The sequence below is a fragment of the Secundilactobacillus kimchicus JCM 15530 genome (assembly GCF_001433995.1).
GTDB classification, from domain to species: domain Bacteria; phylum Bacillota; class Bacilli; order Lactobacillales; family Lactobacillaceae; genus Secundilactobacillus; species Secundilactobacillus kimchicus.
In genome coordinates, this window is sequence record NZ_AZCX01000001.1 from 441,616 (window position 1) to 466,453 (window position 24,838).

The 24,838-nt window shown below is 46.8% G+C and carries 24 protein-coding genes; all 24 read right to left on the reverse strand.

Going from position 1 to position 24,838, the window contains the following annotated elements; translation table 11 throughout:
* Positions 1-7: 7 nt before the first annotated feature.
* On the reverse strand, positions 8-994 hold the full coding sequence (locus FC96_RS02235) for a ribose-phosphate diphosphokinase (protein ID WP_056941838.1): 987 nt from the start codon (positions 992-994) through the stop codon (positions 8-10).
* Between the two features lie 60 nt (positions 995-1,054).
* A complete protein-coding gene (recD2, locus tag FC96_RS02240) occupies positions 1,055-3,574 on the reverse strand; it encodes an SF1B family DNA helicase RecD2 (protein WP_056941839.1) in 2,520 nt (839 codons plus the stop codon).
* 14 nt (positions 3,575-3,588) lie between these two features.
* On the reverse strand, positions 3,589-4,272 hold the full coding sequence (locus FC96_RS02245) for a tetratricopeptide repeat protein (RefSeq protein ID WP_054659712.1): 684 nt from the start codon (positions 4,270-4,272) through the stop codon (positions 3,589-3,591).
* 17 nt (positions 4,273-4,289) lie between these two features.
* Entirely contained in the window at positions 4,290-4,955 is a 666-nt protein-coding gene (locus FC96_RS02250) for a histidine phosphatase family protein (RefSeq protein WP_056941840.1), read from the reverse strand.
* 193 nt (positions 4,956-5,148) lie between these two features.
* Complete coding sequence (gene mnmA, locus FC96_RS02255; RefSeq protein WP_056941841.1) at positions 5,149-6,273, reverse strand: tRNA 2-thiouridine(34) synthase MnmA; 1,125 nt, start codon at positions 6,271-6,273, stop codon at positions 5,149-5,151.
* Between the two features lie 113 nt (positions 6,274-6,386).
* A complete protein-coding gene (locus FC96_RS02260) occupies positions 6,387-6,734 on the reverse strand; it encodes a DUF1831 domain-containing protein (protein WP_056941842.1) in 348 nt (115 codons plus the stop codon).
* Complete coding sequence (locus tag FC96_RS02265; RefSeq protein ID WP_056941843.1) at positions 6,734-7,900, reverse strand: cysteine desulfurase family protein; 1,167 nt, start codon at positions 7,898-7,900, stop codon at positions 6,734-6,736. Before FC96_RS02265 ends, FC96_RS02260 begins: the two co-directional genes overlap by 1 nt.
* 22 nt (positions 7,901-7,922) lie before the next feature.
* On the reverse strand, positions 7,923-8,612 hold the full coding sequence (locus FC96_RS02270; RefSeq protein WP_056941844.1) for a 5'-methylthioadenosine/adenosylhomocysteine nucleosidase: 690 nt from the start codon (positions 8,610-8,612) through the stop codon (positions 7,923-7,925).
* Positions 8,613-8,633: 21 nt separating this feature from the next.
* Positions 8,634-8,945 (reverse strand): hypothetical protein, encoded by a 312-nt coding sequence (locus FC96_RS02275; protein ID WP_056941845.1) that lies wholly within the window; start codon positions 8,943-8,945, stop codon positions 8,634-8,636.
* Positions 8,942-9,496 (reverse strand): NUDIX hydrolase, encoded by a 555-nt coding sequence (locus FC96_RS02280; protein WP_056941846.1) that lies wholly within the window; start codon positions 9,494-9,496, stop codon positions 8,942-8,944. The genes FC96_RS02275 and FC96_RS02280 overlap by 4 nt, the downstream gene beginning before the upstream one ends.
* A gap of 63 nt (positions 9,497-9,559) precedes the next feature.
* Positions 9,560-9,787 (reverse strand): cold-shock protein, encoded by a 228-nt coding sequence (locus FC96_RS02285; protein ID WP_056941847.1) that lies wholly within the window; start codon positions 9,785-9,787, stop codon positions 9,560-9,562.
* 63 nt (positions 9,788-9,850) lie between these two features.
* Positions 9,851-12,658: an isoleucine--tRNA ligase gene (ileS, locus tag FC96_RS02290; RefSeq protein WP_056941848.1), complete on the reverse strand. Its 2,808-nt coding sequence runs from the start codon at positions 12,656-12,658 to the stop codon at positions 9,851-9,853.
* 258 nt (positions 12,659-12,916) lie between these two features.
* On the reverse strand, positions 12,917-13,642 hold the full coding sequence (locus tag FC96_RS02295; protein ID WP_056941849.1) for a DivIVA domain-containing protein: 726 nt from the start codon (positions 13,640-13,642) through the stop codon (positions 12,917-12,919).
* 17 nt (positions 13,643-13,659) lie between these two features.
* Positions 13,660-14,442, reverse strand: coding sequence for a YlmH family RNA-binding protein (locus FC96_RS02300; RefSeq protein ID WP_056941850.1), 783 nt, complete (start codon positions 14,440-14,442; stop codon positions 13,660-13,662).
* Between the two features lie 11 nt (positions 14,443-14,453).
* Complete coding sequence (locus tag FC96_RS02305) at positions 14,454-14,735, reverse strand: YggT family protein (RefSeq protein ID WP_056941851.1); 282 nt, start codon at positions 14,733-14,735, stop codon at positions 14,454-14,456.
* A gap of 4 nt (positions 14,736-14,739) precedes the next feature.
* A complete protein-coding gene (locus FC96_RS02310; protein ID WP_054659716.1) occupies positions 14,740-15,180 on the reverse strand; it encodes a cell division protein SepF in 441 nt (146 codons plus the stop codon).
* 23 nt (positions 15,181-15,203) lie between these two features.
* A complete protein-coding gene (gene ftsZ / locus FC96_RS02315) occupies positions 15,204-16,436 on the reverse strand; it encodes a cell division protein FtsZ (RefSeq protein WP_054659718.1) in 1,233 nt (410 codons plus the stop codon).
* A gap of 26 nt (positions 16,437-16,462) precedes the next feature.
* Positions 16,463-17,791, reverse strand: coding sequence for a cell division protein FtsA (gene ftsA / locus FC96_RS02320; protein WP_082593148.1), 1,329 nt, complete (start codon positions 17,789-17,791; stop codon positions 16,463-16,465).
* A gap of 128 nt (positions 17,792-17,919) precedes the next feature.
* Positions 17,920-18,759, reverse strand: a complete 840-nt coding sequence (locus FC96_RS02325; RefSeq protein ID WP_056941853.1) for a cell division protein FtsQ/DivIB — start codon at positions 18,757-18,759, stop codon at positions 17,920-17,922.
* 12 nt (positions 18,760-18,771) lie between these two features.
* Positions 18,772-19,869 (reverse strand): undecaprenyldiphospho-muramoylpentapeptide beta-N-acetylglucosaminyltransferase, encoded by a 1,098-nt coding sequence (murG, locus tag FC96_RS02330; protein WP_056941854.1) that lies wholly within the window; start codon positions 19,867-19,869, stop codon positions 18,772-18,774.
* The gene (gene murD, locus FC96_RS02335) at positions 19,869-21,248 is read right to left on the reverse strand and encodes a UDP-N-acetylmuramoyl-L-alanine--D-glutamate ligase (RefSeq protein WP_056941855.1); all 1,380 of its coding nucleotides are present in this window, start codon (positions 21,246-21,248) and stop codon (positions 19,869-19,871) included. The genes murG and murD overlap by 1 nt, the downstream gene beginning before the upstream one ends.
* A 25-nt stretch (positions 21,249-21,273) precedes the next feature.
* Positions 21,274-22,230, reverse strand: a complete 957-nt coding sequence (gene mraY, locus FC96_RS02340) for a phospho-N-acetylmuramoyl-pentapeptide-transferase (protein ID WP_056941856.1) — start codon at positions 22,228-22,230, stop codon at positions 21,274-21,276.
* Between the two features lie 48 nt (positions 22,231-22,278).
* Entirely contained in the window at positions 22,279-24,426 is a 2,148-nt protein-coding gene (locus FC96_RS02345) for a penicillin-binding transpeptidase domain-containing protein (RefSeq protein WP_056941857.1), read from the reverse strand.
* Positions 24,423-24,812 carry a cell division protein FtsL gene (gene ftsL, locus FC96_RS02350; protein WP_054659722.1) on the reverse strand — a complete coding sequence of 130 codons (390 nt, stop codon included), beginning with the start codon at positions 24,810-24,812 and terminating at the stop codon, positions 24,423-24,425. Before ftsL ends, FC96_RS02345 begins: the two co-directional genes overlap by 4 nt.
* Positions 24,813-24,838: the final 26 nt, after the last annotated feature.

Sequence of the window (24,838 nt, forward strand, 5' to 3'; positions counted from 1 at the left end):
CTCTACCTTACTTTTCAATATTTTCTTGTTCTTCTTTTCGGAAGAGTTTCCCAACACTTCGTTTACTATAAATTCGACGAATTGCACGACCCATCAAATCCCCAACAGAAATCAATTCGATCTTATCAAATTGCTTTTCTTCTGGAATCTGAATTGAATCCGTCACAATCACCTTTTTAAGTGGCGAATCAACCATGTGCTTCACCGCATTCTGACTGAAAACCGGGTGCGTCGCTGCCGCATAAATGTCGTTAGCCCCCGCGTTTTTCAACGTCTGCGCGGAAATTGAAATCCGTTCAGCGGTATCGATAATGTCGTCAACCAAAATGGCATTCATGCCCTTAACTGAACCAATCACCGCATCCCCTGAAGTCGTCGATTCGTCCGGCGTCCGATTGTCAATAATAGCAATTGGTGTCTTCAACAGTTCAGCCATCCGGCGAGCCCGTGACACTCCGGCATGGTCGGGAGACACCACAACTAAATTATCGGCCAAATTATGATCAATAAAGTATCCCGCTAATAGCGGTGCAGCCTCTAAGTGATCCATCGGAATATCAAAAAAACCTTGCAGTTGGGCTGCATGAAGGTCCAGCGTGACCACCCGGGTCACCCCGTCGTCTTCAAGAAGCGATGCGATTAACTTGGCAGTTATCGGCTCCCGAGAGCGGGCTTTCCGGTCGGCACGGGAATACCCGTAATACGGAATCACCACTGTAATGGCGTGAGCACTGGCCCGACGTGCTGCATCGACCATGATTAATAATTCCATCAAGTTGGTATTAACCGGATCTGAAACTGACTGAATAATATAAACTTCAGCCCCACGAATACTTTCGGTAATTGTGATGGCGATTTCACCATCACTAAAATGCTTCACACTAGCTTGACTTAACTCAACACCTGCTGACGCCGCAATTTTTTCAGCCAGCGGCCGGTTGGAACTCAACGCAAACAACTTTAATGGTCGCTTATTTTGCTCTTCAATCGCCATCGTATACCTCCACGTAATCTCAATAACAATATTATCGCAACTTTTCAACGTCGGCGCAAGCTATTCTCGACTTGGCATGAACGATTTTGGCGTGATGCCCTGCATCCCAATCATTGGATCAATCTTACCGCTTGCTAGCAGGGTTGGGGTCAGTGGTCCCGTGGCTTGCGATGATTCGGGCGAATTCTCAACTGAAAGGGGTTCTGTTCCAACTGGTTCGGTCGCCCCTGAACCGACGTTTGCTGGTGCTTCTTTAGAAACCTGATCAGCCGTTGTCACTGGTTCAACGCTTTCTGAAATCGTCTTTGTCATGCGCTCTTTCAAAACTGTTAATCGATTAACCGACTCGTTTTCAACACTTCGTTGAAAGGCTTGACTATCCCCTAACATAATCAAGGTCTTCTTGGCACGCGTGACCGCTGTGTAGAGTAAATTTCGTTGCAGCATCCGCGCGTACTGCATCACCATTGGTAAAATCACCATTTTGAACTGACTTCCCTGAGCCTTGTGGATCGTCGTACAATACGCCAACGTTAAACGTGACCAATCGTTACGGCCGTATGTCACTTCGTTTTGATCAAAGGCAATTGTGAGCTTATCTGCGCGATCAGTGTTGCCCTTGTCCTTAGCGTAGGCAATCCCGGTAATCCGGCCAATATCACCATTGAACACGTTGTTTTCGGGACTGTTCACAAGATGCAGAACCTTGTCTCCAATCCGAAAAGTCTCGCCACGAAACTCGACTTCTTTTTTGTGGCTTTCCGTTTTAGGATTCATAATATCTTGAATGATGGTATTTAGGTTCGTCACCCCTGCTGGTCCCCGGTACATCGGGGCTAACACCTGAATGTCGTCAGCAGTGAACCCCTTGGCCATTGCGCGCGAAATAATTTGCTCAACCACAGATGGCATCTGATAAGCTTGGCAGGCAATAAATGAGCGATCGGTCTGATTCTTTTCAAAATCTGCTGGTAACCGTCCATTCTTAATCTCATGAGCCAACGGAATGATTGATGACGCCCCACTTTGACGGTAAATCGTATCCAGTTCAATTGCCGGAACACGGTGACTGGCAAGGAGATCAAAAAAGACCTGACCAGGGCCAACAGACGGCAACTGGTCTTTATCCCCGACAAGAATCACCCGCATCCCGTCCGGAATAGCACGTAGGAGCGTTTTAAACAAGTAGACATCGACCATCGACATCTCATCGATAATTAAAATGGCCCCTTCCAAATCCTTGGCTGCATTCACATCAGTCGTTGACTCGCGGCCGGTCAAACCTAAAAGCCGGTGAATTGTACTTGCTGGTAATCCGGTTGTTTCACTCATCCGTTTCGCTGCACGTCCGGTAGGGGCCGCTAATAAGATGGGAAATGGTTTGTCCTTGTACTGGTTAATGTCTAGCGAAATCTCATGCAACCGGGCATAAAGGTTCACAATCCCATTGATAATCGTCGTTTTACCAGTCCCTGGCCCACCCGTTAGGAGAAACAGTGGGGACTGAATGGCCGCCTTAATTGCGTCATTTTGAGAATCATCGTATGTGATTCCCTGATGCTTTTCCACCACTCGAAGCTGCTTTTGAATGGCCTCATCGTTGAAGTCATCCGTAAAATCAGCGTGCAGGAGCCGGTTTAAGTGCTCCGCAATTTGCCATTCCGTATCAAACAAACTCTTCAGAAAAATTCGGTCATCTTCGCCAACGACTTTTTGTTGGCGGCCTAATTCTAATAATTCGTCAGCAATTAACTGCGGTGCAACTTCCTGTTGACGACTTTCTTGAAGTAAGCTGATTGTCCGGGTCAGGAGCGGCCGAGCGGTTGTATAAGTGTTTCCCTCCGCCATGGCCAATTCGTTAAGCGCCTGTAAAATCCCGGCTTGGATCCGCTTGGGTGAATCGAATTCGATACCCAGCTGAGCAGCAATTTGATCAGCCCGCTTAAAACTCACTCCACTAATATCTTCTACAAGTTGATATGGGTTCTCCTGAATGACGGAAAGCGTTTTTTCTTTATATTTTTCAAATATGGCACTGGCCAACTGGCTACCAAAACCGTAACCATTTAGCCCAATAATAATTTGTTCAACCCCGTTATTTGCCGCAAGGGTCGTCACTAAGGTGTCCTTGACTTTAGCGGATAGGCCTAGTGGGTTAAGAACCGCTGGGTTGGCATTAATTTTATCAATCGTGGTTGTTCCAAGCGCTTCTACAACCCGTTCAGCTGTTTTTTGACCAATTCCCGGAAATTCGTCAGAGGATAAGTAACTAATCAAGCCGGATTTCGAAGTCGGCGTCTCGTTTTGATAGTTTGTGGCCTGAAACTGTTGCCCATATTTGGGATGTTCCACCAACCGACCGAAAAACCGGTATGCAGCTTCGTCGGCAATATCGGCAAAGCTACCAGTCACAACAATTTCTGGCTCCTGCCATTCAAGATTTGTTTCGGTCACAGACACCAATAGTACCTTATAAAAGCTATCGGGACTTTCAAAAAAAGTGGTTGCAACCTTGCCAACCACGTATGGCTGACTGGTTTCATCGGTGGATTCAAATAAGCTGATACTGTCAGTTGCCATGCCGTGGCCCCCTTCTAATTGTCGGTACTTTCCTTTTGACGCTGATTTAATGCACCCTGAATATCAGCTAATCGCTGTTGGCCCTTCTCGTAATAGGCCGCGTCCAGTTGTTTAGCTTGCTCAAAATAGCGAGTTGCATCCTGCTCAAGAATGATCGCCGTAATACCACGGTCAAACTGAGCACGCCCATTCCGTGGTTGACTCGCTAGGACACGATCAAAATAATCAGCAGCTTCTTTAAAGTGGCCTAACGCCAAAAAGTTATCCGCAATCAGTTGGTTAACTGCGGGATCCTGCTGACTATGTTCGCCAGCTGTCAGCGCAAAAGCCAAGGCTAATTTGTGATTGCCCGTTCCCATATAGCTCTGAGCTACCATTAAATACGCATCTTTTTGAAGTTTTTGATCCTTGACTTTGCCATACTGCTCAATGGCTTTTTGGTATTCTCCCGCTGCGTAGTACACGTTACCTAATCCGTAAGTTAAGGTGTCCGTTGTTTTCCGCCCACGATCACCAAATAAGCCAAGCGCTTTTATCAGCAATTCTTCAGCCTGCGTATAGCTTTTTAACTCAATCAGTAGTGCTGATAAATCATAGTAAGTGTGGTAGTTATTAGGATCATCATCGATTTCTTGAATGAGTCGGTGTAACAACACCTCTGCCTGTTGTTGCTTATCGTTTTCTTCTTGTTCACTCATGGCGTTTCTCCAATCCGTTAGATCGTATCTGTCTGGTCCCTTGGACCGGTCAGATAACTCGTATTGTTCCAATCAATTAGCCGAAATGACTGCCCTGCATCAAGCGTTTCAAGGACTGTGGTCGACGTGTTACTCAAACCACCGCGATCCCGGAGATGGGCAAGTGGGATTCCTAATAGTGCATTAATTTCAGCGTTTAGAGCTGCCCCGTGACTGACCACCAAGACGTTGTCGTGGGGAGCTGAAAATGATTGAACAATCGTCTGGATAGCCGGTGTCATTCGCTTGATCAACTCAGGAAAACTTTCCCCACCAATAACGCCGGGCTCATATTGGTCAGGAGCGTTTCGAAACGCATTAAACTGCGCTGGAAATTGGCGTTTCGCTTCTGAAAAAGTCATACCCTCAAGTTGACCAAGGTGAAACTCCTCAAGTTGACTCAGGAGCGTCAGCCCAGGCATTGGATTTTGATCAAAACGGCGCATCACACCAAGTGCTGTGTCAAATGCTCGTTTAATTGGGCTTGAAAAAACGTGCCTAAAAGGAACCTGGTCCAAGTAGGCGGCTGCCTGCTCAATCTCATCATAACTCGTCGCAAGCAACGGTGAATCACCGCCAGCCCCTTGATAGCGGGATTCTAAATTCCATTTTGTTTTACCGTGTCTCAAAAAATAAAGTCTCACTGTTTTTCCTCTTTATTCCTACCAGTATTTGAATGATAAAGTCAAAATATCCCGTTCCATTATGCCAGTTTTACCGCGATTTAGCAAAGCCTGCACCAGCGGTTTTCGAAGTCACACTAGTCATGATCAAACGAAAAAGCCAGGGTCGCTAATGCGCCCTGGCTAGCATTGGCATCACACCAATGCTTAACTATTATACGTATTGTAATTCGTGACTGGCCTTGTAAGCTCGGTCGATAATGGCGCTCCCTAAACACTCGCTGCCATCGTAGAAAACAACCGCCTGGCCTGGTGTAATGGCCCGGACTGGATCATCAAAAGCCACCGTCACTGTTTGCCCATCATCTGACAGGTGAACCGTTACACCGGTATCAACCTGACGATATCGGAACTTCGCCGTACAGTGGAAGTCCTGACCACGATCCAAATTATTAACCCAGTGAATGTCAGAAGCATCTAAGTGCGTCGCGTACAAGTGCTCGTTATGATAACCCTTGCCCACATACAGAACGTTTTTCTTGAGATCCTTACCAATCACAAACCACGGCTCGTTGTCTTCGCCATCGCCACCAATGCCAAGACCTCGACGCTGACCGATTGTATAGTACATCAAGCCTGCGTGCTCACCCTTGACCTCACCGTCAACGGTCATCATTTGACCGGGGGTCGCCGGCAGATACTGGCCTAAGAACGACTTGAAATTCTTCTCGCCAATAAAACAAATTCCAACGGAGTCCTTCTTGTGGGCGGTTGCCAAGCCAGCTTCCTCAGCCATTTTCCGCACTTGGGGTTTCTCCAAATCACCAATTGGAAACATGACCCGGTCTAACTGCTCAGTTGACAACTGACTCAAGAAATAAGTCTGATCCTTATTTGAGTCAACGGCCCGCATCAAGTGCATGTGCCCGTCAGCATCCCGGTTTAACTGGGCATAATGCCCCGTTGCCACGTAGTCAGCACCAAGCTCAAGCGCGTAATCTAAGAAGGCTTTGAACTTGATTTCCTTATTACAAATGACATCCGGATTAGGTGTCCGCCCCTTCTTGTACTCGTCTAAAAAGTACGTGAAAACCCGGTCCCAATACTCTTTTTCAAAATTGACTGAGTAGTAGGGAATCCCAATCTTGGCCGCTACTTTGGCCACGTCCTTGTAATCTTCAGTCGCGGTACAGACCCCGTTTTCGTCAGTGTCGTCCCAGTTTTTCATAAACACACCAACGACGTCATAACCCTGCTGCTTAAGCCGCAAAGCGACAACGGAAGAGTCAACACCACCACTCATGCCGACAACGACACGAATTTTGCTGTTGTCCTGCATTTGTATCACCATCACTTCATGATTAGATTCTGGAGAATCTACGAGTTGAAGGTCGCAAAAATCCAGTAATTTTCAGTTTACAAGGAAATGTCAACAAATGCAACTATGTCGCGTTAGTCTGCGACAGGCATTAAAATATCGCGCTCAATCATGGCATTCATATTGTAACGAAACTGCTCTACCATGCCTTTGGATTCTGGCAACTCAAAAATGTTAACTTCGTGAAGGCCGTTTGACGTCAGTGCTTTCATCCAAAATCCCGTTAAATCAGCATCTACTGTTATTTTTAACGTCACTTTAGGATTGTATGGTGAGTCCGGATCTAGGCCCCGTTCCAAAACAAAGTTCCCCCGCTTTGTTTCGTTAAACCCAACATCCTTTAACGCAAATTTTTTAGCGGCTGGACTTAACGTGTAAGTCACCGTGTCTCCCTTTAGTGTCGTTTCTTTGCTGTACGCCATTACTCATGCACCCCTCGTTTTGATTTCAACCGATCGACAATGGCGACCGTTGACTCAATGAATTTGGCCACGTCCTCAGTGGTCGTATACCGCCCGAAACTGATCCGGATCGATTCTGAAATTCGTGGACTGTCCGCCCCGTACATTGCGATTAGCACGTGGGAAGGTTCAATTGACCCAGCAGTACATGCTGATCCACCAGAAACAGCAATCCCAGCGAGATCCAGGTTCGTTTGCATCACGTAGGTGGAAATCCCCTTCAGCCAAATATTTAAAACGTGTTGTAGTTGATCGCTAGCCAGCGACCCATTCACTTCAAAATCAACGTTGGCGTCAGTGAGACCCTTAACAATTTGTTGCTTGAACCCCGCGTATTTCTCTTGGCGATGGGCCTTTTCAGTTGGCGTAATTGCCGTCACGGCAGTTGCCATTCCAGCAATTCCCGGAATGTTTTCGGTCCCGGCACGACGTTTTTCCTCTTGCTCGCCGCCCTTAAGGAAACTCGGGAAGTTTACCCCTTCTCGCCGGTACAAAAAGCCAACCATTTTGGGTCCGTTAATCTTGTGAGCCGAAGTTGACAACAAGTCAATGTGGTCACGTTTAACGTCAATATCCAACAATCCGTATGCTTGAACCGCATCGGTATGGAACCAAGCCTGATGGTCAGCCAAAATTGTGCCGATCTCGTGGATCGGCATGGTCGCACCGACCTCATTATTACCGGTCATAATCGTCACTAGGATGGTATCATCCCGTAACGCGGCCTTAAAATCGGCCAGTGAAATCGTTCCGGTTTCATCAACGGGTAGGTACGTCACTTCGTACCCCTGAGATTCCAAGTAAGCTAAGGGTTGCAACACCGCTTGGTGCTCAACCGCGGTCGTAATAATATGCTTCCCCAGATTCTGACGAGCGATTGCCGTTTGCATAATTGCCGTGTTATCGCTTTCGGTCCCACCGCTGGTAAACACAATTTCGTTATCATCAGCGTTGAGACTTTGAGCAATCGTATGGCGACTTTCTTCAAGAATGGTATGGGCAGTACGGCCTAATCCATAAAGGGTTGAGGCGTTACCATAAACGTTTTTCAGCTTATCCGTCATTTCGTCGAGGACTTCATCTGAAATAGGTGTCGTTGCCGCATTATCTAGATAAATTTCTGACACGATTATTCCTCCATTTTACAAGTTAAACCGTTTTAAACAACGCCAACAGCATCGCTGCAGAACGTTTACCGGCCTCAATAATAAAGTCATCAAAGCTAACACCAGCGTTTTCATCACCAACATCTGACATTGCCCGAACAACCACGTATGGCACCCCAAACTGGTGAGCAACCTGACCCACGGCAGCGCCCTCCATTTCGCTTGAGAGCGCATCGGGAAAGTGTTTTAAAATTTCGGTAATGGCCGTTTTACTGGCAATAAACTGATCCCCTGAGACTATCAGGCCTGACTTGACCGTTAATCCAGTCTCTTCAGCGGCTGTTTTTAATTTTGCAATCCAACCTGTGTCCGCGTCAAATCGCGCGGGCTGCCCAGGTAACTGCCCGTACTCGTAGTCAAATGCCCGGGCATCAACATCGTGATACGCGGTTTGCGTTGATAATACCACGTCTCCAACGTGCAGTCCCTTACCAATTCCACCAGCTGAACCCGAGTTTATCACAACGTTGACATTAAAATTCGTCACCAACAGCGCCGTGGTGAATCCCGCTTGCACTTTACCAATACCCGAACGAACCAAAACAACCGATTGGCCGTTAATGTCGCCTTCATAAAAGGTAACTCCTGAAATGTCCGTGGTTGTGCCGTTTGTTAATGCCTGTTTAAGGGTTTCAATTTCCTCATCCATAGCACATAAAATTCCAAATTTCATTCTTTACCCCGCTTTATAATGTTAAAATTCGACAAAAAACAGAACGAGAAAGACCGCGATAATACCTAAACTTAGCCAAAAAATGGCCCAGTTTAGTCGTCGGCCTAACCGTTGACGCTTTCTTTCTGAGAGTTCCTGTGAGACCTGGTCAGTCTGTTGATTCACCTCGGCATGGGTTTTAGCATACCGCTGTTCGGCCCGCATTCGTTCTCGATCCCGCTTCTCAAAGGCCTCTTTTTGGGCGCGCTGTTGTTTTCGATAATCACTCCGACTGAGCTTTTCACCAGCATCGTTTTGAGTATCACGGTCGTTTCGATTGACGATAGTTATCACCTACCTTGGTGTTGCATCAATTCAAAGTACCATACCGCCATCACCGTTTTAGCATCCTGAATCTGCCCGGTTGCCATCAGTTTCTTTAATTCTGGTAGGCGGTACTTAACAATTTCCAAGTTCTCACCGGCGTCTCTTGGCAGTTCATCGGCCACTGGCTGAAGGTCCGTGGCTAAGTATAGTGTCATATACTCGTCCGAAAATCCCACTGAGGAATAAAAACCAGTAATTTTTTCTAAATGACCCGCATGCAACCTAATTTCTTCGTTTAATTCACGATTAGCCGCATGTTCGGTGTTGGTCGAATCGCGGTCGTCTAACTTACCTGCCGGAATCTCGAGTGTGGGCTGGCCAATCGGGGCCCGCCATTGCTTAACCAAAATCAGTCGCTCATCGTCCGTGATCGCAATCACGCCAACTGCCCCACTATGCCGGACAATTTCACGATGCGCAGTTTCACCATTTGGCAAGCGAACCGTCTGCCGCTCAAGGTCAATAATCGCGCCATGATACAGCTGTTTTTTCTCGACCACTTCTTCTTTAAGATTCACCTGCTCACCACCTTAATTAATATGTTCATTTTAACAGTTTCGATATGGTTTGCAATTTTTGGGTTAATCCTTAGCTGAATCTTTCTGATCGTCTACCAGGGCAACCTTGACTGCTTGGGGCCCCTTGGCGCCTTCCACGACAACAAAGCGGACTTTTTGCCCAGCAGTTAGCGTTTTAAACCCAGCCCCTTCAATCCCCGTGTAGTGAACAAATAAGTTTTCGCCATCATCACTTGTAATGAAGCCGTAACCGTTTTTTTCGTTATAACTCTTAACAACACCTGTTAGCATCCCTGAACCCTCCATTGACAACAAAGAGCGTTCAAAACTCCCGTCTCGAACGCTCAAAGTTAATTAGTTTTCGTAATCTTCAAAAGTTGAATCAACCGTTTCCGGGAAATTTTCACGCACAATTTTGGCACAACGAGCACAGAAATGTGGATAGCTCGGATCGCTACCAACGTCTTCGCGAGTCATCCGACAGCGATCACAAACGTCACCGTCCGCTTGACTCACTAGCACAGCCACACCATCGTCAAAGTTTTCGGCGTTATCGGGTGCGCTCGTTAACGATGAAACCGTCAACCCTGAAACCATCAAAATCTGAGAAACGTTAGTATCCAACGCCTTCAAGAGCGTTTGATACTGATCATCGACGTATAGATCAAGTTTAGCCTCCGAGGCCTTCCCGATTAACTTCGCATCCCGCGCCTCCTCTAGCGCCTTCAGCACATCACTTCTAAGGGCCATGAAGCGCCCCCAGTTCTCAAGCAATTCAGCTTGGTTATCATAGGATTGAACCACGGGCATCTCCGCTAATTGCGCATAATCTTCGGGCTCCTTCAAGAATTCCCAAATTTCTTCGGCAGTGTGTGGCAGAATTGGTGTGAGCAACTTAGTTAACCCAACGGCAACGGTGTAAAGGACTGTTTGCATTGACCGGCGACTAGCGCTGGCTTCAGCGTCGATGTACAAAATATCCTTTGCAAAATCCAAGTAGAACGCAGATAAATCACTAATCACAAAGTTCATGACCTGCTTATAAATACCTAAAAAGTCATAGGTATCGTACTTAGCTTTCACATCTTTGACCAAGTTGTTGAATTGGACCAACATGTACTGGTCTGCGCTAGCTAATTGATCGTAGGCAACAGCATCCGTTTCCGGATCAAAATCGCTGGTATTCGCCAACATGTAGCGCATCGTATTTCTGATTTTCTTGTAAGCATCAGAAATTTTGGTGAAGGCATCCACTGACACTCGAACATCAGCGCTGGAGTCCACTGAAGCCACCCACAGCCGGATGATTTCAGCGCCCATTTGCTTGATGATTTCTGCTGGTGCAATGGTGTTTCCCAACGACTTACTCATTTTATGGCCTTGACCATCAAGGGTGAACCCTTGTGATAGGACTTGCTTATAAGGCGCATGACCCGAAACAGCGACACTCGTAATCAAACTTGAGTTGAACCAGCCACGGTACTGGTCAGACCCTTCAAGGTAAAGGTCGGCCGGGTAAGTCAAGTCAGGTCGTTCAACTAACACGCCTTGGTGTGACGAACCGGAATCAAACCAAACATCCATGATGTCTGTTTCCTTGGTAAATTGGCCATTTGGTGAATGCGGTGAAGTGAACCCATCAGGTAACAGATCCTTTGCATCACGATCAAACCAAATATCTGATCCATATTTTTCAAAGAGTTGGGCAACGTGTTCAGTGGTTTCTTCTGTGATGATGGCTTCACCGTCTTCACCATAAAAGATTGGCAGTGGAACGCCCCAAACGCGTTGCCGGGAAATGACCCAGTCGCCCCGGTCAGCAATCATATTATGGAGCCGCTTCTTACCCCAATCTGGGAAGAACGTCACATCGTCAATAGCCGCAAGAATTTCATCTCTGATCTTATCAACAGACGCAAACCACTGTGGTGTGGCCCGGAAAATAACTGGCTTTTTAGTCCGCCAGTCAAATGGATAGCTGTGTTCGTATGGCATATAGTCAAGGAGCACACCCGCTTCTTTGAGCTTATCAAGTGCAATCTGATTTCCGTCTTCGTAAAAGACCCCTTCAAAATCTGGCCCAGCTTCGGCGGTTAAATAGCCTTTATCATCAACTGGCACTAAAATATCAAGCCCGTATTGTTGACCAACACGGAAGTCATCTTCACCAAATCCTGGTGCCGTGTGGACGAGTCCAGTCCCAGCATCTAAGGTGACAAAATCGCCGAGCATCGTCACTAATTTCCGTTCAGGATAAAATGGATGCTGCGTTAAGACGCGGTCTAGGGCTTCCCCTTTGACCATTTTTAACGTTGTCACATCTTCCCAGCCAAACTTTTCGCTCACGTCGGCCAATAGCTCAGCGGCAACCACGAACTTACGCGTTTCGCCGGCTGGTTGAACAACCGCATAGTCAAAAGTGGCATCCACGGTAATCCCCTCAGAAGCGGGAATCGTCCATGGCGTCGTCGTCCAAACCACCAAGTACGTGTCTGTATCTAAGACACCTTTACCGTCAACGACGCGTTCTCCATAAAACGCTGATGGCGAAGTCACGTCGTGGTATTCCACTTCAGCTTCAGCCATGGCAGATTCAGATGACCATGACCAGAAAACGGGTTTTTTACCCTTAAAGATTAACCCCCGTTTTGCAAAGGCACCAAACACCCGAACTTCTTGGGCTTCAAATTCAGGGTTCAAGGTCAAATATGGGTTATCCCAGTCACCGGCAACACCTAGTCGCTTAAATTCTTCTCGTTGCCGATCCACTTGTTCCAGGGCATATTGTCGACAAAGTTTTCTAAATTCCGTGGTCGACATCTTCTTACGGTCGTAACCCTGTTGCGTTAATTTCTGTTCAATAGGCAATCCGTGTGTATCCCAACCTGGCACGTACGGTGCCCGAAAACCATTCATTGACTTAAAACGAACAATAAAGTCTTTCGAAATTTTGTTGAGTGCATGCCCCATGTGAATGTCACCATTGGCATATGGCGGGCCATCATGAAGAACGAAGGTCGGTTTACCTTCATTTATTTTTTGTCGAAGTTGATAAACCCCGTTTTCTTCCCAAGCTTTTTCGCGATTCCCTTCCTTAACTGGCAGATTACCGCGCATTTTGAACTTGGTTTTACCTAAATTAAGCGTTTCTTTTACCCGCATTAGGGTCCCTCCTTATTTTTCGGATTAGAACCACAAAAAAAGACCTCATCCAAGGGACGAAGTCTTCGTGGTACCACCCAATTTTAGAATTATAAAATTCTCTTTACTTCGTGATAACGGCACGGTACCGGTCTAGCTTACTCATTCGGCTAGACAACCCGAAGATGATCTGCACAATGATGAGTGGCCACCGGACTTTCACCTAACACCGGCTCTCTATGACGTCACCACGCGCTTTCTGTTCCCCGAACGTTTTTCTTACTTATAAGTGTCATCCGCATCATCCGGGAAAACGACGACTGTTTCCACATTTTCCGGACTCTGCGAGTTGACTGTTTGCTCGGTTTCTTCAATCTCTTCCGGTGCCTGATCGGCCGCCGATTGATTCTCTGAAACCGGAGCTTGCGAGTTTGAGTTTACCTCTTGTCCGTTAGCGTTGTCAAGTTCAGACTGCTCAATTGCGCGCTTCAACTCATCAAACGAACTATCTTGGGTTAACAGGTCATCCCAATCGCCGCCCTTTACCACTTCCAGTTGGGTGTCTAACATCACTTCCAGTCGTTGACGGAAAACCCGAACACCCTTCTTCAAGTCGTCGGTTTCAATGGCTAGCCGCTTAGCTTGTTCAACAGCGCCATTCACTAGCTGGTCGGCTTTCTCATTAGCGGCATTGACAATATCAGTGGCCTGTTTCTGGGCCTCCTGATTAATAATCTCAGCCTCGCGCTGAGAGTTATTTTTGACCTTATCCGCCGCCTCTTGGGCAACAATGATGGATTGGTTCAACGAGTCTTTTAACTCGGTAAAATACTTTAATTTTTCATCGCTGGTGGCCAATTGTTCGGTCAGCTTTTTATTTTCATCTAGCGTAATCTGATAATCCTTAATGATTTGTTCTAAAAAATCGTTGACCTCGTCGATGTTATATCCCCGAAGCTTGGTCGAAAACTCCTTATTATGAATATCTACTGGGCTGAGTACCATGTGAATCCCCCCAAAACTTATTTGTGTAAAATTGACAACGTGACCCGCAACTTTTCCCGTTTGGTCAAGCCGTCAACGCTGTCTAACCGAACCCGACCATAACCGCGAACTGAAACAACGTCTGCATATTCCAATTGATAATCAGGACGGTCAAAGTCCGTCCAGTTCAACTGAATCCGACCCGCTTCAATCAATTCTTTCGCATGGTGTCGTGAGAGGTGAAAAGCCGTTGCGACAACATTGTCCAGTCGAGCTGATGACAAGGTTGTTTCGCTTTGCTCCCATGCCGTTACCGGTGTTATCACTTGATCAAGGCTAAGCGGTTCTAAACGGACTTTGACCTTGCCAATTCGGTCGATTTGCAAACTGACATACTCACTCATCTCATTGGTGGTGACGAGTTGCCAGCGCGTGTCATCCGTGATGATATCACCGACAACGCCGCGTTCAACACCGGCCCCCATTAGGGTTCCTAAAATTTGACCATGGTGCAATTCCGTAAACTTAATCGGATAGTTAATTTCAAACAAACTCAGACTAAAGTCTGCTTCATGAATGTCATAATAATCCGGATAAATTAATCCCCGCTTCATTTCAGCTGCCTGGTATCCCCCGTTAAGACCTAGTTTAAGGCCTTCAACCCGATTGACTAGAGTCGTTAAAATGTATTGCTGCCGGGGATTCAAAAAAAGGGTCAGAATCGGCCGATACTCGTCACTGGCCTGTTGAATCCAACCCGTCGCCGTCTCAATAAACGGCGCTTCGTCTTTTCTAAAATGTTGTGCAACATTGTCTGCCAAAAGATTGCCTCCTAGTACAACAGGTTCAGCAACAGAATTTGGACGTACTGAAGGCCGTATTGAACCCCGGTCAAAACCAAAATTGCGACCAGTGGGGCGAACCCGATCATGCCTAAATGCGCCCAGTTAAACCAGCTTTGAAACGGCTCAACGATTCGAGCCAATAGTCGCCCAAGTCCGGTCTGATAAGCACCCGGGAACCAACTGAGTAACGCATAAACGACAATCGCTAGAATGTAAACTTGGATCAGACGTTGCAACACGTAAAAAATTAAACTGATGAGACTGATCAACGGCTTACTCCTTATTAAAGTTGTCTGAGAAGTTAGCGGAAATATCACCGCTAACCTCATAGTTACTAGGCGTGCAAAGAAAAATTTGGTTTCCGATTCTTTCGATATCACCATCGATGGCGTACAAAGCACCCGTTAAGAAATCGACGATGCGAACCGCCTGATCGTGCTCAATTCTGGAAAAATTTACGACAGCCGCCTGATTTTTCATCAGTTGGCTTGCAATCTCTTGAACATCAGAATAAAGTCGCGGTTCAAACAGCACAATCTGATTTAACGTTGGTTTCGCTGCGTTAATCGAGACAACCTTATTGTTTGGCCGGATTGGCGCTCCTGAAGGTGACGTCGTTGAGGACGTCGCTTGGTCGCTACCATCCGTCTGTTCAAACGCATCATAATCATCATCGTCAACGCCAAAAAATCGGCTTAGACTAAATCTTGCCATTATCCAGACCTCCCCCGGTTGGTTTAATCGTCGCTTTTACGACGATGCTTGAAGAACGGTGGTGTATCAAGCCCACTATCGTCTGAAGAGTTGTTCGTGTCATTGTCATTAAAAACGTTAAAATCTGGTTTCGAAACACCGTCAAATTCATTGTCCACTGGTCGCGGTGCTGGCCGGTTTGTTTCTTGACGGGGTGCTTCATTAGGTGTTGATGACCAGTTGCTAAACGGATCATTTAAGGCTGTGGCGTTGTCCGTAGTGGCCCGGCGCGCTGTTCGAGACGTCGCAGTGCCGCTATTGCGAGCATCAATTCCGGTTGCAATAACCGTCACCCGAACTTCGTCACCGAGATCCTCATCAATGGAAGTCCCAAAGATAATGTTAACATCACTGGTTGCGGCCTCAGACACAATTTCGGAAGCAGCTTGAGCTTCGAAAAGTGATAGGTCTGGCCCACCCGTAATGTTTAAAAGCACTTGTTCGGCACCATCAATCGATACTTCAAGAAGCGGTGACGAGATGGCTTTCTTGGTGGCATCCGCTGTTCGGTTTTCGCCGTTGGCTGCCCCGACTCCCATAAGTGCTGAGCCTTGGTCCTTCATAACTGTCTTAACATCGGCAAAGTCCAGGTTCACGTAACCAGGGCTTGTGATCAGGTCTGAAATCCCTTGAACCCCTTGACGTAACACGTTATCAGCTTCTTGGAAAGCTTCCATCATTGGCGTCTTTTTATCAACCATTTCGAGCAGACGGTTATTAGCAATCACAATCAGAGTATCCACGTTTTCCTTCATTGAGGCGACCCCTTCAGCTGCGTAACGGGAACGCTTTGGACCTTCAAACGTGAACGGTCGAGTGACAACGCCAACCGTTAAAGCCCCAGAATCTTTGGCAATCTTAGCAACAACGGGAGCGGCACCGTTACCGGTACCACCACCCATTCCGGCCGTGACAAAAACCATGTCGGCACCGGTTAACGCTTCACTAATCTGTTCTTCGCTTTCCTGGGCGGCCTTTGCCCCAATCTCTGGATTGGATCCAGCCCCTAATCCGCGGGTTAATTTTGGTCCGAGTTGGATCTTAGTTTCTGCTTTTGAGGCTTCAAGTGCTTGAACATCAGTGTTAGCAACAATGAATTCAACCCCTTTAACGTCTTCGGAGATCATTCGGTTAACGGCGTTACCACCGCCACCACCAACACCGATTACTTTAATGTTGGCACCGTGATTTTGAGCCGAGTCTAACGAAAATTCCATTTTTATTTCCCTCCAATTGGTCCGTTTTAATCAAAAAAGTTGCTGAAGAAATCACGCAGCCCTTGACCACGGTTTTTCTTTTGTTTGGGTTCCCGAGCAACCTGCTTAGCTGGGCGGTGCCGAGAGTCCTTTTCCTCGGTTTGAACCTGCGTGGGATCTGCTGGCACCTGAACCTTGCCAGCTAACTGCCCACTACCAGAAACGGCTGATTGGACCAACAAGTCAACTTCGCTCATCTGACCACGATAATCAACCAGTGATAGCGCCTGCGTAAACGACGGATGGCGTAACCCCATCTGATCAGGAATTGACACCCGAACTGCCGTATCAAACTCGGCTTTAACAAGATCAGCAATTCCTGGTAACGCAGCAACTCCACCGGTTAAAACAATCCCACCGGGTAAGCCAGGCGCATTAGTTGTCGCTAATTTAGCCCGTAATTTATCAAAAATCTGCATCAATCGGGCCTCAATGATTTCTGCTAAATACTGTTCCGAAATCGTGGTCGGTTGACTTTGGCCAATAACATCTACTGGAAACTCATTTTCTTCTGAAGCTTGAGTAGCGTCAGCATAGCCGTAGTTTCGTTTTAACTTTTCCGCGTTTTCAATCGACGTGTTTAAGACGACCGAGATGTCTTTTGTGATGTAGTCGCCGCCTTCAGGATCAACATCGGCATACTTCAACCGGTGATCATGAATAACAGCCGCTGTTGACTGGCCGCCGCCAAGGTCCATGATGATCGTCCCAAAGTCTTGTTCACCATCACTTAAAATGCTCTTACCCTGGGCGATCGGACTCACAACGGCCAGTTCCACGTTTAAGCCGGCCTGTTCCGCTGCTTTTTTAGCATTATGCACAATGGTCTTTGGTCCGCTAAACAGCATCCCATGCATCTCAAGGCGAACCCCGACCATTGAACGGGGGTCTTTGATGCCATCAAAACCATCAACAACGAATTCGTCAGCGACTAAGTTCACGATTTCCCGCTCCGGAGGCAAATTTTGAATAATTGCAGCTGAAGCAACGTCTTGAACGTCCTGCTCCGTAATTTCTCGAGCCGCGTCACCAATGGCAATTGTGCCAGTGACTGGCTCGATTTTCAGCATGTTAGCTGAAATGCCGACTACCACGTCGTGAATCTGCACACTGGCTTTTTCCTCAGCCGCTTTAACCGCCTTACCAATGGCTTCACTTGCTTGGTCAATATCAACGATAACGCCCCGGCTAACGCCAGCTGAACGCTCGTTTCCAACGCCAATAACGTTCAATTGGCCCTTAAGATATTCGGCCACGATTACTTTTATTGAGGTTGTTCCAATATCTAGTCCCACATACATACCTGAAGTATCCATTCTGTAGGAGCCTCCCCTATTCCACATGATTTATGTTTGTTTTCATGAAAATTTGTCCTATATTAACACTCAGTTTACCACAAATGACCTACCGGAAAAAAGTGCTATTGTGAAGCGTTTTCCACTCCTTAAGAATTAAAGGGATACGAATACGCCCCAACTTCCAAATTCACAACGCCCTTTGTTTTCATTTTTTCGGCAATACTTGGATAGTACGCCATCTTTTTGGCAAAGGTGGACAGACTCGCATAAACCTCGTTACCATCGTTCATAAAGGCGTGAATACGCTCAGGATTAGACTTCGTTGGGAGGTATTGAATTTCAGAAATTCCGCCCTTCAAGTCATCCGGTAACTGTGAAAATTGAACAATCATTTTATGTAACGTCTGCTGCGAGTTAAATTTATCATAAACCGGATAATTTCCTGAAGGTTGTTGCCGGGTCTCCTTAGAAATCACACCGCTTTCTAGCGCAACCTGATATTGCCCCTTCGAAGCCACATACCCAGCCGTCGGGTATTCCTTAACCCGGATTTTTAAGTGGTTAAAATTGCTGATGTCAAAAGAAAGTTGGCGAACTCTTGGTTCCTTTTTTTCGGCCGAAGCCGTCAACTGGTCTTTTTTGCCAACCACTCGGAAAATCGAATCACCACGGTGAACCGCGGCTACATTTTCAACTTGGCGACTCGTGAGTTCACGATTTCCTACCACTTGAATGGCGCTAATATGACTAAGGGGTGATACAAAATACACCGCTATTAGTAAAACAACGCCAAAAGAGCCGATGAGAATCCCCATCCGCCGGCTAAGTTGACGTTCTTTTTGCTGTTTGAGCTTGGGCAACTTCTTACCAATCCGCAACTTAGGCCGATGCTTTTTAGCAGCAGCGTGTTGTTTTTGAGCTTGTTGATACTTCTCCCAAGGGGTGAGCTCGGAATTGGAAGTTGTCTTTTTGGATTTAAAGGCCATCAAAGGACCCCCCTACGCGTCGTGCGTCACTGATTTTAAAATCGTAATCATTTCATCCGCCGCATGTGGTTTGCCCATTTTTTTGGACGCCTGCGCCATTTTGTCACGCTGAGACGAATCAAGCATCAATTGATCAATAGCTGAAACCAACGTCGTTGCAGACAAGTCGGCTTCTCTAATCATCACAGCAGCCCCTTGATCAACGAGACTTTGAGCATTCTTGGTTTGGTGGTCAGCCGTGACGTACGGACTCGGAATCAAAATAGACGGGACACCAATTGCCGTAATTTCAGCTAGGGTCGTTGCGCCAGCCCGACCCACAATGGCCGACAATTTCCGCAAAACAGCTGGCATATTATCCACATATGGTTGAACGGCAACGTTTGCGACGGTCCCCATTTTTTTGAGCTCAGCCGATACTGCGTCAAACCGCTTAGGCCCAGTCACAAAGACCACCTGATAATCCCGTTGAGCAAATGTCGGTAAGGCGTCAACCATCACTTGGTTGAGTCTCAGCGCCCCTTGACTACCGCCAACCACCATGACAGTGGCAACGTCATCCTTCAACCCAAAGCGACTCAGCGAAAAATCAGCCGGAGCGTTGACAGCTTCTTGGGCCCGTGGGTTCCCAGTCATCACGACTTTTGCCGCCGGAAATTGCCGTCTAGCAGCCTCAAAATTAATTGCAATCTTATCGACATACCGGCTCAGAAACTTATTGGTCACCCCGACAACACTGTTTTGTTCGTGGATCACCGTTGGGACCCCCATCTTAGCCGCAGCGTACAAAACAGCTCCCGAGACGTACCCACCAGTCCCTAACACAACGTCAGGTTGAAACTTCTTGATCAATTTTCGCGCAATCCTAACGCTTTTCAAGAACAAGTACAAGGTTTTAAAATTTTCAAGCGACAGGGACCGCTTAAATCCCTGGATCTCGAGTGCTTCAAATGGCAGGCCGAGTTGCGGCACAATGCTACTTTCAATTCCCCGCTTTGAACCGACGTACATGACCTCGGTGTTGGGGTCGTTTTTTTTAAGTTGGTTAATAACGGCCAGCGCCGGGTAGATATGCCCCCCGGTACCGCCACCTGAGACCATTAAACGCATTACTGTTCCTCCTTTTGACCAGTAAGGGCTTCAACTGCTTCAATGAACCGATCGCCCCGCACTTCAAAGTTTGGATACTGATCCCAACTTGCATTTGCAGGAGATAACAAGATCACATCGCCAGGTGCACTCAGATTGTAGGCAATTGGAACCGCAGCTTCCGCGTTTTCAGCATAGGCAATCGTTGAGATGCCTGCCGCTTTAGCGGCCTTTGCCAGTAGCTGTTGCGTCTCACCAAACAAAACAATCGCCTTAACGTGTGCTTTAAAGTAGGGCACTAGATTGTCAAACTCATAACCGCGATCTAGTCCACCAGCCAATAACACGACGGGTTCTTTAAATCCGTTCAATGCCATTTCCGTTGCTTCCATATCGGTGGCTTTGGAATCGTTATAATACTTTCGGCCCGCGGCCGTCAAAACATACTGCGTTCTGTGTCGGACCCCACCAAACGTCGTTAACACGTGACGAATAGCGTCATTTGAACGTCCCTCAATCTTAGCGACTGCAATGGCTGCTAACGCGTTTTCGATGTTGTGCGTACCAGGCACACGAACGTCACTGGCAGCCATCACAAGTTCACCCTTAAAGTATAAATTGCCGTCTTGTTCGTAGGCACCATCAGTTGTCACTGCTTGTCTTGAAAACGGGACAATTTGAGCCTGACTGCGTTGCGCTAATGTTCGCCACTCTGGGGCATCAAAATTAACGACAAAGTAATCGTTCGCGGTTTGGTTTGCCGTAATGCGCATTTTAGCGTTAACGTAATTCTCACGGGTCTTGTGATAGTCTAAATGGTTAGAAAAAATATTCGTTAAAACGGCAATGTGGGGATGAAACGTCGTCGTTCCCAGCAACATAAAACTCGACACTTCTAGAACCAATGTGTCATCAGCGGTCATTTCCTGAGCGACTTCACTAGCTGGAACACCAATGTTACCGGCGTAGGCGCTTCGGCCCTGAACGCGTTCTTGGTTAAGAATTTTGGTAATCATCGTTGTGGTGGTTGTTTTACCGTTGCTACCAGTAACGGCGACGAGTTCGCCTTCGTTAACTTCACTAGCCAACTCTACTTCCGTAATAATTGGTAACTGCTTAGCAAGGGCGGCTTGGACTAAGGGAACGTCGTACGCAATCCCGGGGTTTTTCACCATTAAATCAAAATCATCCGTCAATTGATCAGCCGTTTGCGGGCCAGTTAAAACTGTCACACCGGCAGCTTTTAAGGTTTGTGCAGCTGGATTATCACGCAGCGTTTTTTGATCACTGACCGTTACCTTGGCTCCGAGTTTTTGCAAAAGTAACGCTGCATGATACCCACTCTTCGCTAGGCCCAAAACAAAGACCTTTTTACCACTATACGTTTGAACATTTTTCATTATTTCTGCCACCTATCGAGAAGTATTACCACATCACTAAAACACCGGTAACGGCTGTGATCAGACCGATTGCCCAAAAAGTTCCGTCAACTCGCCATTCGCTCCACCCTTTCATTTCAAAATGATGGTGAATTGGACTCATCAAGAATAGCCGTTTCCCGGTCAGTTTGAAGGAGGCAACTTGTAAAATGACACTAGCAGTTTCAATGACGAAAATAAGGCCAATCCATAAAAGCGACAACTCGTGATGCAACAGAATTGATACCGCAGCCAAAGCACCACCTAGGGCAAGCGAGCCCATGTCGCCCATGAAAATTTTAGCTGGCTTATGGTTATAAATGAAAAACCCAACCAAACCGCCGACAACTGCCAAACAAAAAATCATAATGTCAAATTGATGTTGGTGCCAGGCCAGAAAACCATACGCACCAAACGCAATTGTGGCTAAACCGGAAACTAGACCGTCTAATCCGTCGGTTAAATTGACTGCGTTCGAAAAACCGACGAGCCAAATAATTACAAACAAGATGTACAAGAATCCCAGGTGTAAATCACCCATCCCCGGAATATGAACCGCCAGCGGGAGCCTTTCATGAACGTAAACCACCATAAAGATTACCGCGCCGACGATTTGCCCAGCCAATTTCTGCCAAGCCTTCAAGCCCTCATTTTGGCGTCGAAAAAGCTTGATGGAATCATCCCACATGCCCAGTAACCCATATAGGACCAAGATGAAGAGAAGAATCCCTAATGCCGGGCTGAGCAAGCCTGCCATTGCACCACTAACGACTGACGCCACTAGCATCGCAATGATAAATAATAGACCACCCATCGTTGGGGTTCCAGATTTCTTTTCGTGCCACGTTGGGCCTTCTTCACGAATCATTTGCCCCTCATGCTTGGCCCGAAAATACCGAATTAACGCGGGCATTCCAAGCGCCGTGATTAAAAAACTAATCGCTGCTGACACTAATGAACTCATCTTGTTGTTCTCCTCTTCCTCGGTGCAAGAATTTCGCAGCGACTAGCGCTACTTCAATGTCACTTTTAAATGACTGTTATCACTAACTGTTTTATCTGCGGCAATGCTTTGTTTAGCAACGTAACCGGATCCGTCAAAGCTGACCTTCATGCCTAAAAGTTGACCTAGACGGAGGACGTCACTCTTTGACCAACCGGTGACATCAGGCATCTGAATCGGCCCGGCCGTCACCAACATCACTCGTTGTCCCGTCAGCATTAATTGCCCGTTCGTCGGCGATTGCTGGCGGACAGTTGACCCGTTGCCAAGAACTGTGACCTGAAAGCCCTGCTTTGTTAGTTTGCTTTGCGCAGTTGCCAGTTGGGTTCCGACGAGATTTGGCATTTTATTCGTCTTTTGACTCATTCGCGGCGTTTGTTGGCCGTTTGCTTCCTGTAATGCGCGCTTTAAGACGGGCTTAAAGACGTCTGACGTGAGTTGAGTTGGCGTTTCTGATCCTGGTAACGTTGGTTGCTTCATCGTCACGTACATCACGTACTTAGGGTCCTTGGCGGGTGCCATCCCCGCTACAGAATACAGATAGCTGTTATCCCCGGTCATATAGCCTGAACTACCAGCCACCTGTGCCGTCCCGGTTTTAGCGGCCACCCGAACCCCTTTAATTTTAAAATCACTACCGATACCGTAAGACTTATAAACAACGTCTTCCATATGTTTTCGGACAGCTTCTGCCGTTGCTTTTGAAACCGGCTGGCCAATCACTTTTTTACCGTATTTCTTAATAGTCTGACCAGATGACGAGGTCACTTTACGAACCACGTAAGGCTTTAACATCTTACCATTATTGGCAATGGCGGACAACGCTTGCAGCATCTGAATCTGAGTCACTTGAATCCCTTGACCAAAAGCTGTATTCGCCTGTTCAATTGGTAATGAAAATTGATAACTACCGGACTGTTCGCCTGGTAGCCCAAAATTGGTAGACTTAAGAAAATCAAACCGTTTGATGTACTTTTTCCACGTTTCTGATCCCATTTGCTGCTCAAGGTGAGCCATAGCAACGTTACTAGAAAGGGCAAATCCCTTGTTATAGGAAATCAAGCCCCAACCGCCAGTATTCCAGTCTGGCACAATTCGACCGCCAACCTCGTAGCGCCCGGAATTGTATAACGCATTCCCGTTATAATGACCACTATCAATTGAGGCAGCCATTGTAAAAATCTTCATGGTTGACCCAGGTTCATACAAATCTTGCGTTAACGAGTTACGCCATGCATTCCCAATGCCCTTACCCGTCTGCGGATTAAACGTTGGGCGCTGCGTAGTTGCTAGAATCTCCCCAGTTTTTGCATTCATAAGCGTGGCCCCTAGCGACTTCGCATGAACCTTGGCCTGAAGCGAGGATACTTCCGTTTCCAAAAGTGTTTGAAGTCGTGAATCCAGCGTCGTATACACGTTATCCCCGTTTTGTGGTTGCCGATCCTTTTGCAGTGTGCCCGGAATTTGGTAACCGTTATTATCTTGGCTCACTTTTTTAAAGCCATCACGCCCATTTAATATCGAGTTGAAGGCTTGTTCTAGTCCCATCGTTCCAACTAACTGATTTTTTTGCGTCGTGACATTCCCAATCAGGTTTGACGCAAAAGTACCGTTAGGATATAACCGCGCTTGCTGTTGCACAAAATTTAGACCCGTTAAGTGGGCCTTTTCAATCTTACTCTTTGTAGTCAAGGAAATATTTTGGCCCGCTGCACCAAATTCAACTTGAAACGCTTTTGAATTAGCTGGTGTCAAATAAGCCATCGCTTGTTTTTTAGTCAGTGGCAAATTCTTCGCCAGAACCGTTGCAGTTTTTTCTTTGTCTTGGACGTAAAGCGGTTCACCTGCAAGACTTTTTTGCGATTTATCAAGGACTGCATACAACGAATAGGTGCTTGTATCCTGCGCGATTGGTTGGTTGTTAGAATCGTATATGCTACCACGATCCGCTTTTAACGTTTGGGTTGCGGTATATAACTTTTTGGCTTGGGTGCTTAAGTTAACGTGTTCCACACTCTTGCCAATAGTGATATACGAAAAACGAACAATGAATAGTAAGAAAACAGCTGAAAATAACAGCAGAAGAATTCGACCGAACACCCTGCGATTACGCCGCGCATCTTGACTAGTCACCGTTCGTTTAGGTGATTGTTTCATTTGTTTACATTCCTTATCTTACCGTTCGAAAGTGACAAACCGTCCTTTTGGGCAATCTTATCTAAGCGGGCCCGATTTTGCAGTTCGTTAACTTCCTGCTTGGTGCTCACGTTTTTAGTTTGAACGGATGCAATTCTTGAATTAACGTCCTGTAAGTGTTGTTGTGCTGTAGAAACCCCGATCTTTAAACTGACCAACCAAACCATCATGCACATCGTAATAACCGTCCCCACGGTCATCAGACATTTTTCAAACTTTGAAAGTGCAAGGTGCTTTGGAACTTCTACTGATTGATTCCCTGTCGTTGTATGTATTGGTCGTTCGGGATTTGCTACCCGCAGTGGTTTCATTGGAACCGCTTGTCTTGCCAAATTGTTTTGAGCCATACATCATCATCCTATCCCTGTACATA

Coding starts and splice junctions, on each gene's coding strand:
- FC96_RS02235 (WP_056941838.1), bottom strand. CDS start 994: ATGGCGATTGAAGAGCAAAATAAGCGACCATTAAAGTTGTTTGCGTTG.
- FC96_RS02295 (WP_056941849.1), bottom strand. CDS start 13,642: ATGGTACTCAGCCCAGTAGATATTCATAATAAGGAGTTTTCGACCAAG.
- mnmA (WP_056941841.1), bottom strand. CDS start 6,273: ATGCAGGACAACAGCAAAATTCGTGTCGTTGTCGGCATGAGTGGTGGT.
- ftsA (WP_082593148.1), bottom strand. CDS start 17,791: ATGGATACTTCAGGTATGTATGTGGGACTAGATATTGGAACAACCTCA.
- FC96_RS02270 (WP_056941844.1), bottom strand. CDS start 8,612: ATGAAATTTGGAATTTTATGTGCTATGGATGAGGAAATTGAAACCCTT.
- murD (WP_056941855.1), bottom strand. CDS start 21,248: ATGAAAAATGTTCAAACGTATAGTGGTAAAAAGGTCTTTGTTTTGGGC.
- FC96_RS02245 (WP_054659712.1), bottom strand. CDS start 4,272: ATGAGTGAACAAGAAGAAAACGATAAGCAACAACAGGCAGAGGTGTTG.
- FC96_RS02260 (WP_056941842.1), bottom strand. CDS start 6,734: ATGGCGTACAGCAAAGAAACGACACTAAAGGGAGACACGGTGACTTAC.
- murG (WP_056941854.1), bottom strand. CDS start 19,869: ATGCGTTTAATGGTCTCAGGTGGCGGTACCGGGGGGCATATCTACCCG.
- ileS (WP_056941848.1), bottom strand. CDS start 12,658: ATGCGGGTAAAAGAAACGCTTAATTTAGGTAAAACCAAGTTCAAAATG.
- ftsL (WP_054659722.1), bottom strand. CDS start 24,812: ATGGCTCAAAACAATTTGGCAAGACAAGCGGTTCCAATGAAACCACTG.
- FC96_RS02285 (WP_056941847.1), bottom strand. CDS start 9,787: ATGCTAACAGGTGTTGTTAAGAGTTATAACGAAAAAAACGGTTACGGC.
- FC96_RS02345 (WP_056941857.1), bottom strand. CDS start 24,426: ATGAAACAATCACCTAAACGAACGGTGACTAGTCAAGATGCGCGGCGT.
- recD2 (WP_056941839.1), bottom strand. CDS start 3,574: ATGGCAACTGACAGTATCAGCTTATTTGAATCCACCGATGAAACCAGT.
- FC96_RS02310 (WP_054659716.1), bottom strand. CDS start 15,180: ATGGCAAGATTTAGTCTAAGCCGATTTTTTGGCGTTGACGATGATGAT.
- ftsZ (WP_054659718.1), bottom strand. CDS start 16,436: ATGGAATTTTCGTTAGACTCGGCTCAAAATCACGGTGCCAACATTAAA.
- FC96_RS02325 (WP_056941853.1), bottom strand. CDS start 18,759: ATGGCCTTTAAATCCAAAAAGACAACTTCCAATTCCGAGCTCACCCCT.
- mraY (WP_056941856.1), bottom strand. CDS start 22,230: ATGAGTTCATTAGTGTCAGCAGCGATTAGTTTTTTAATCACGGCGCTT.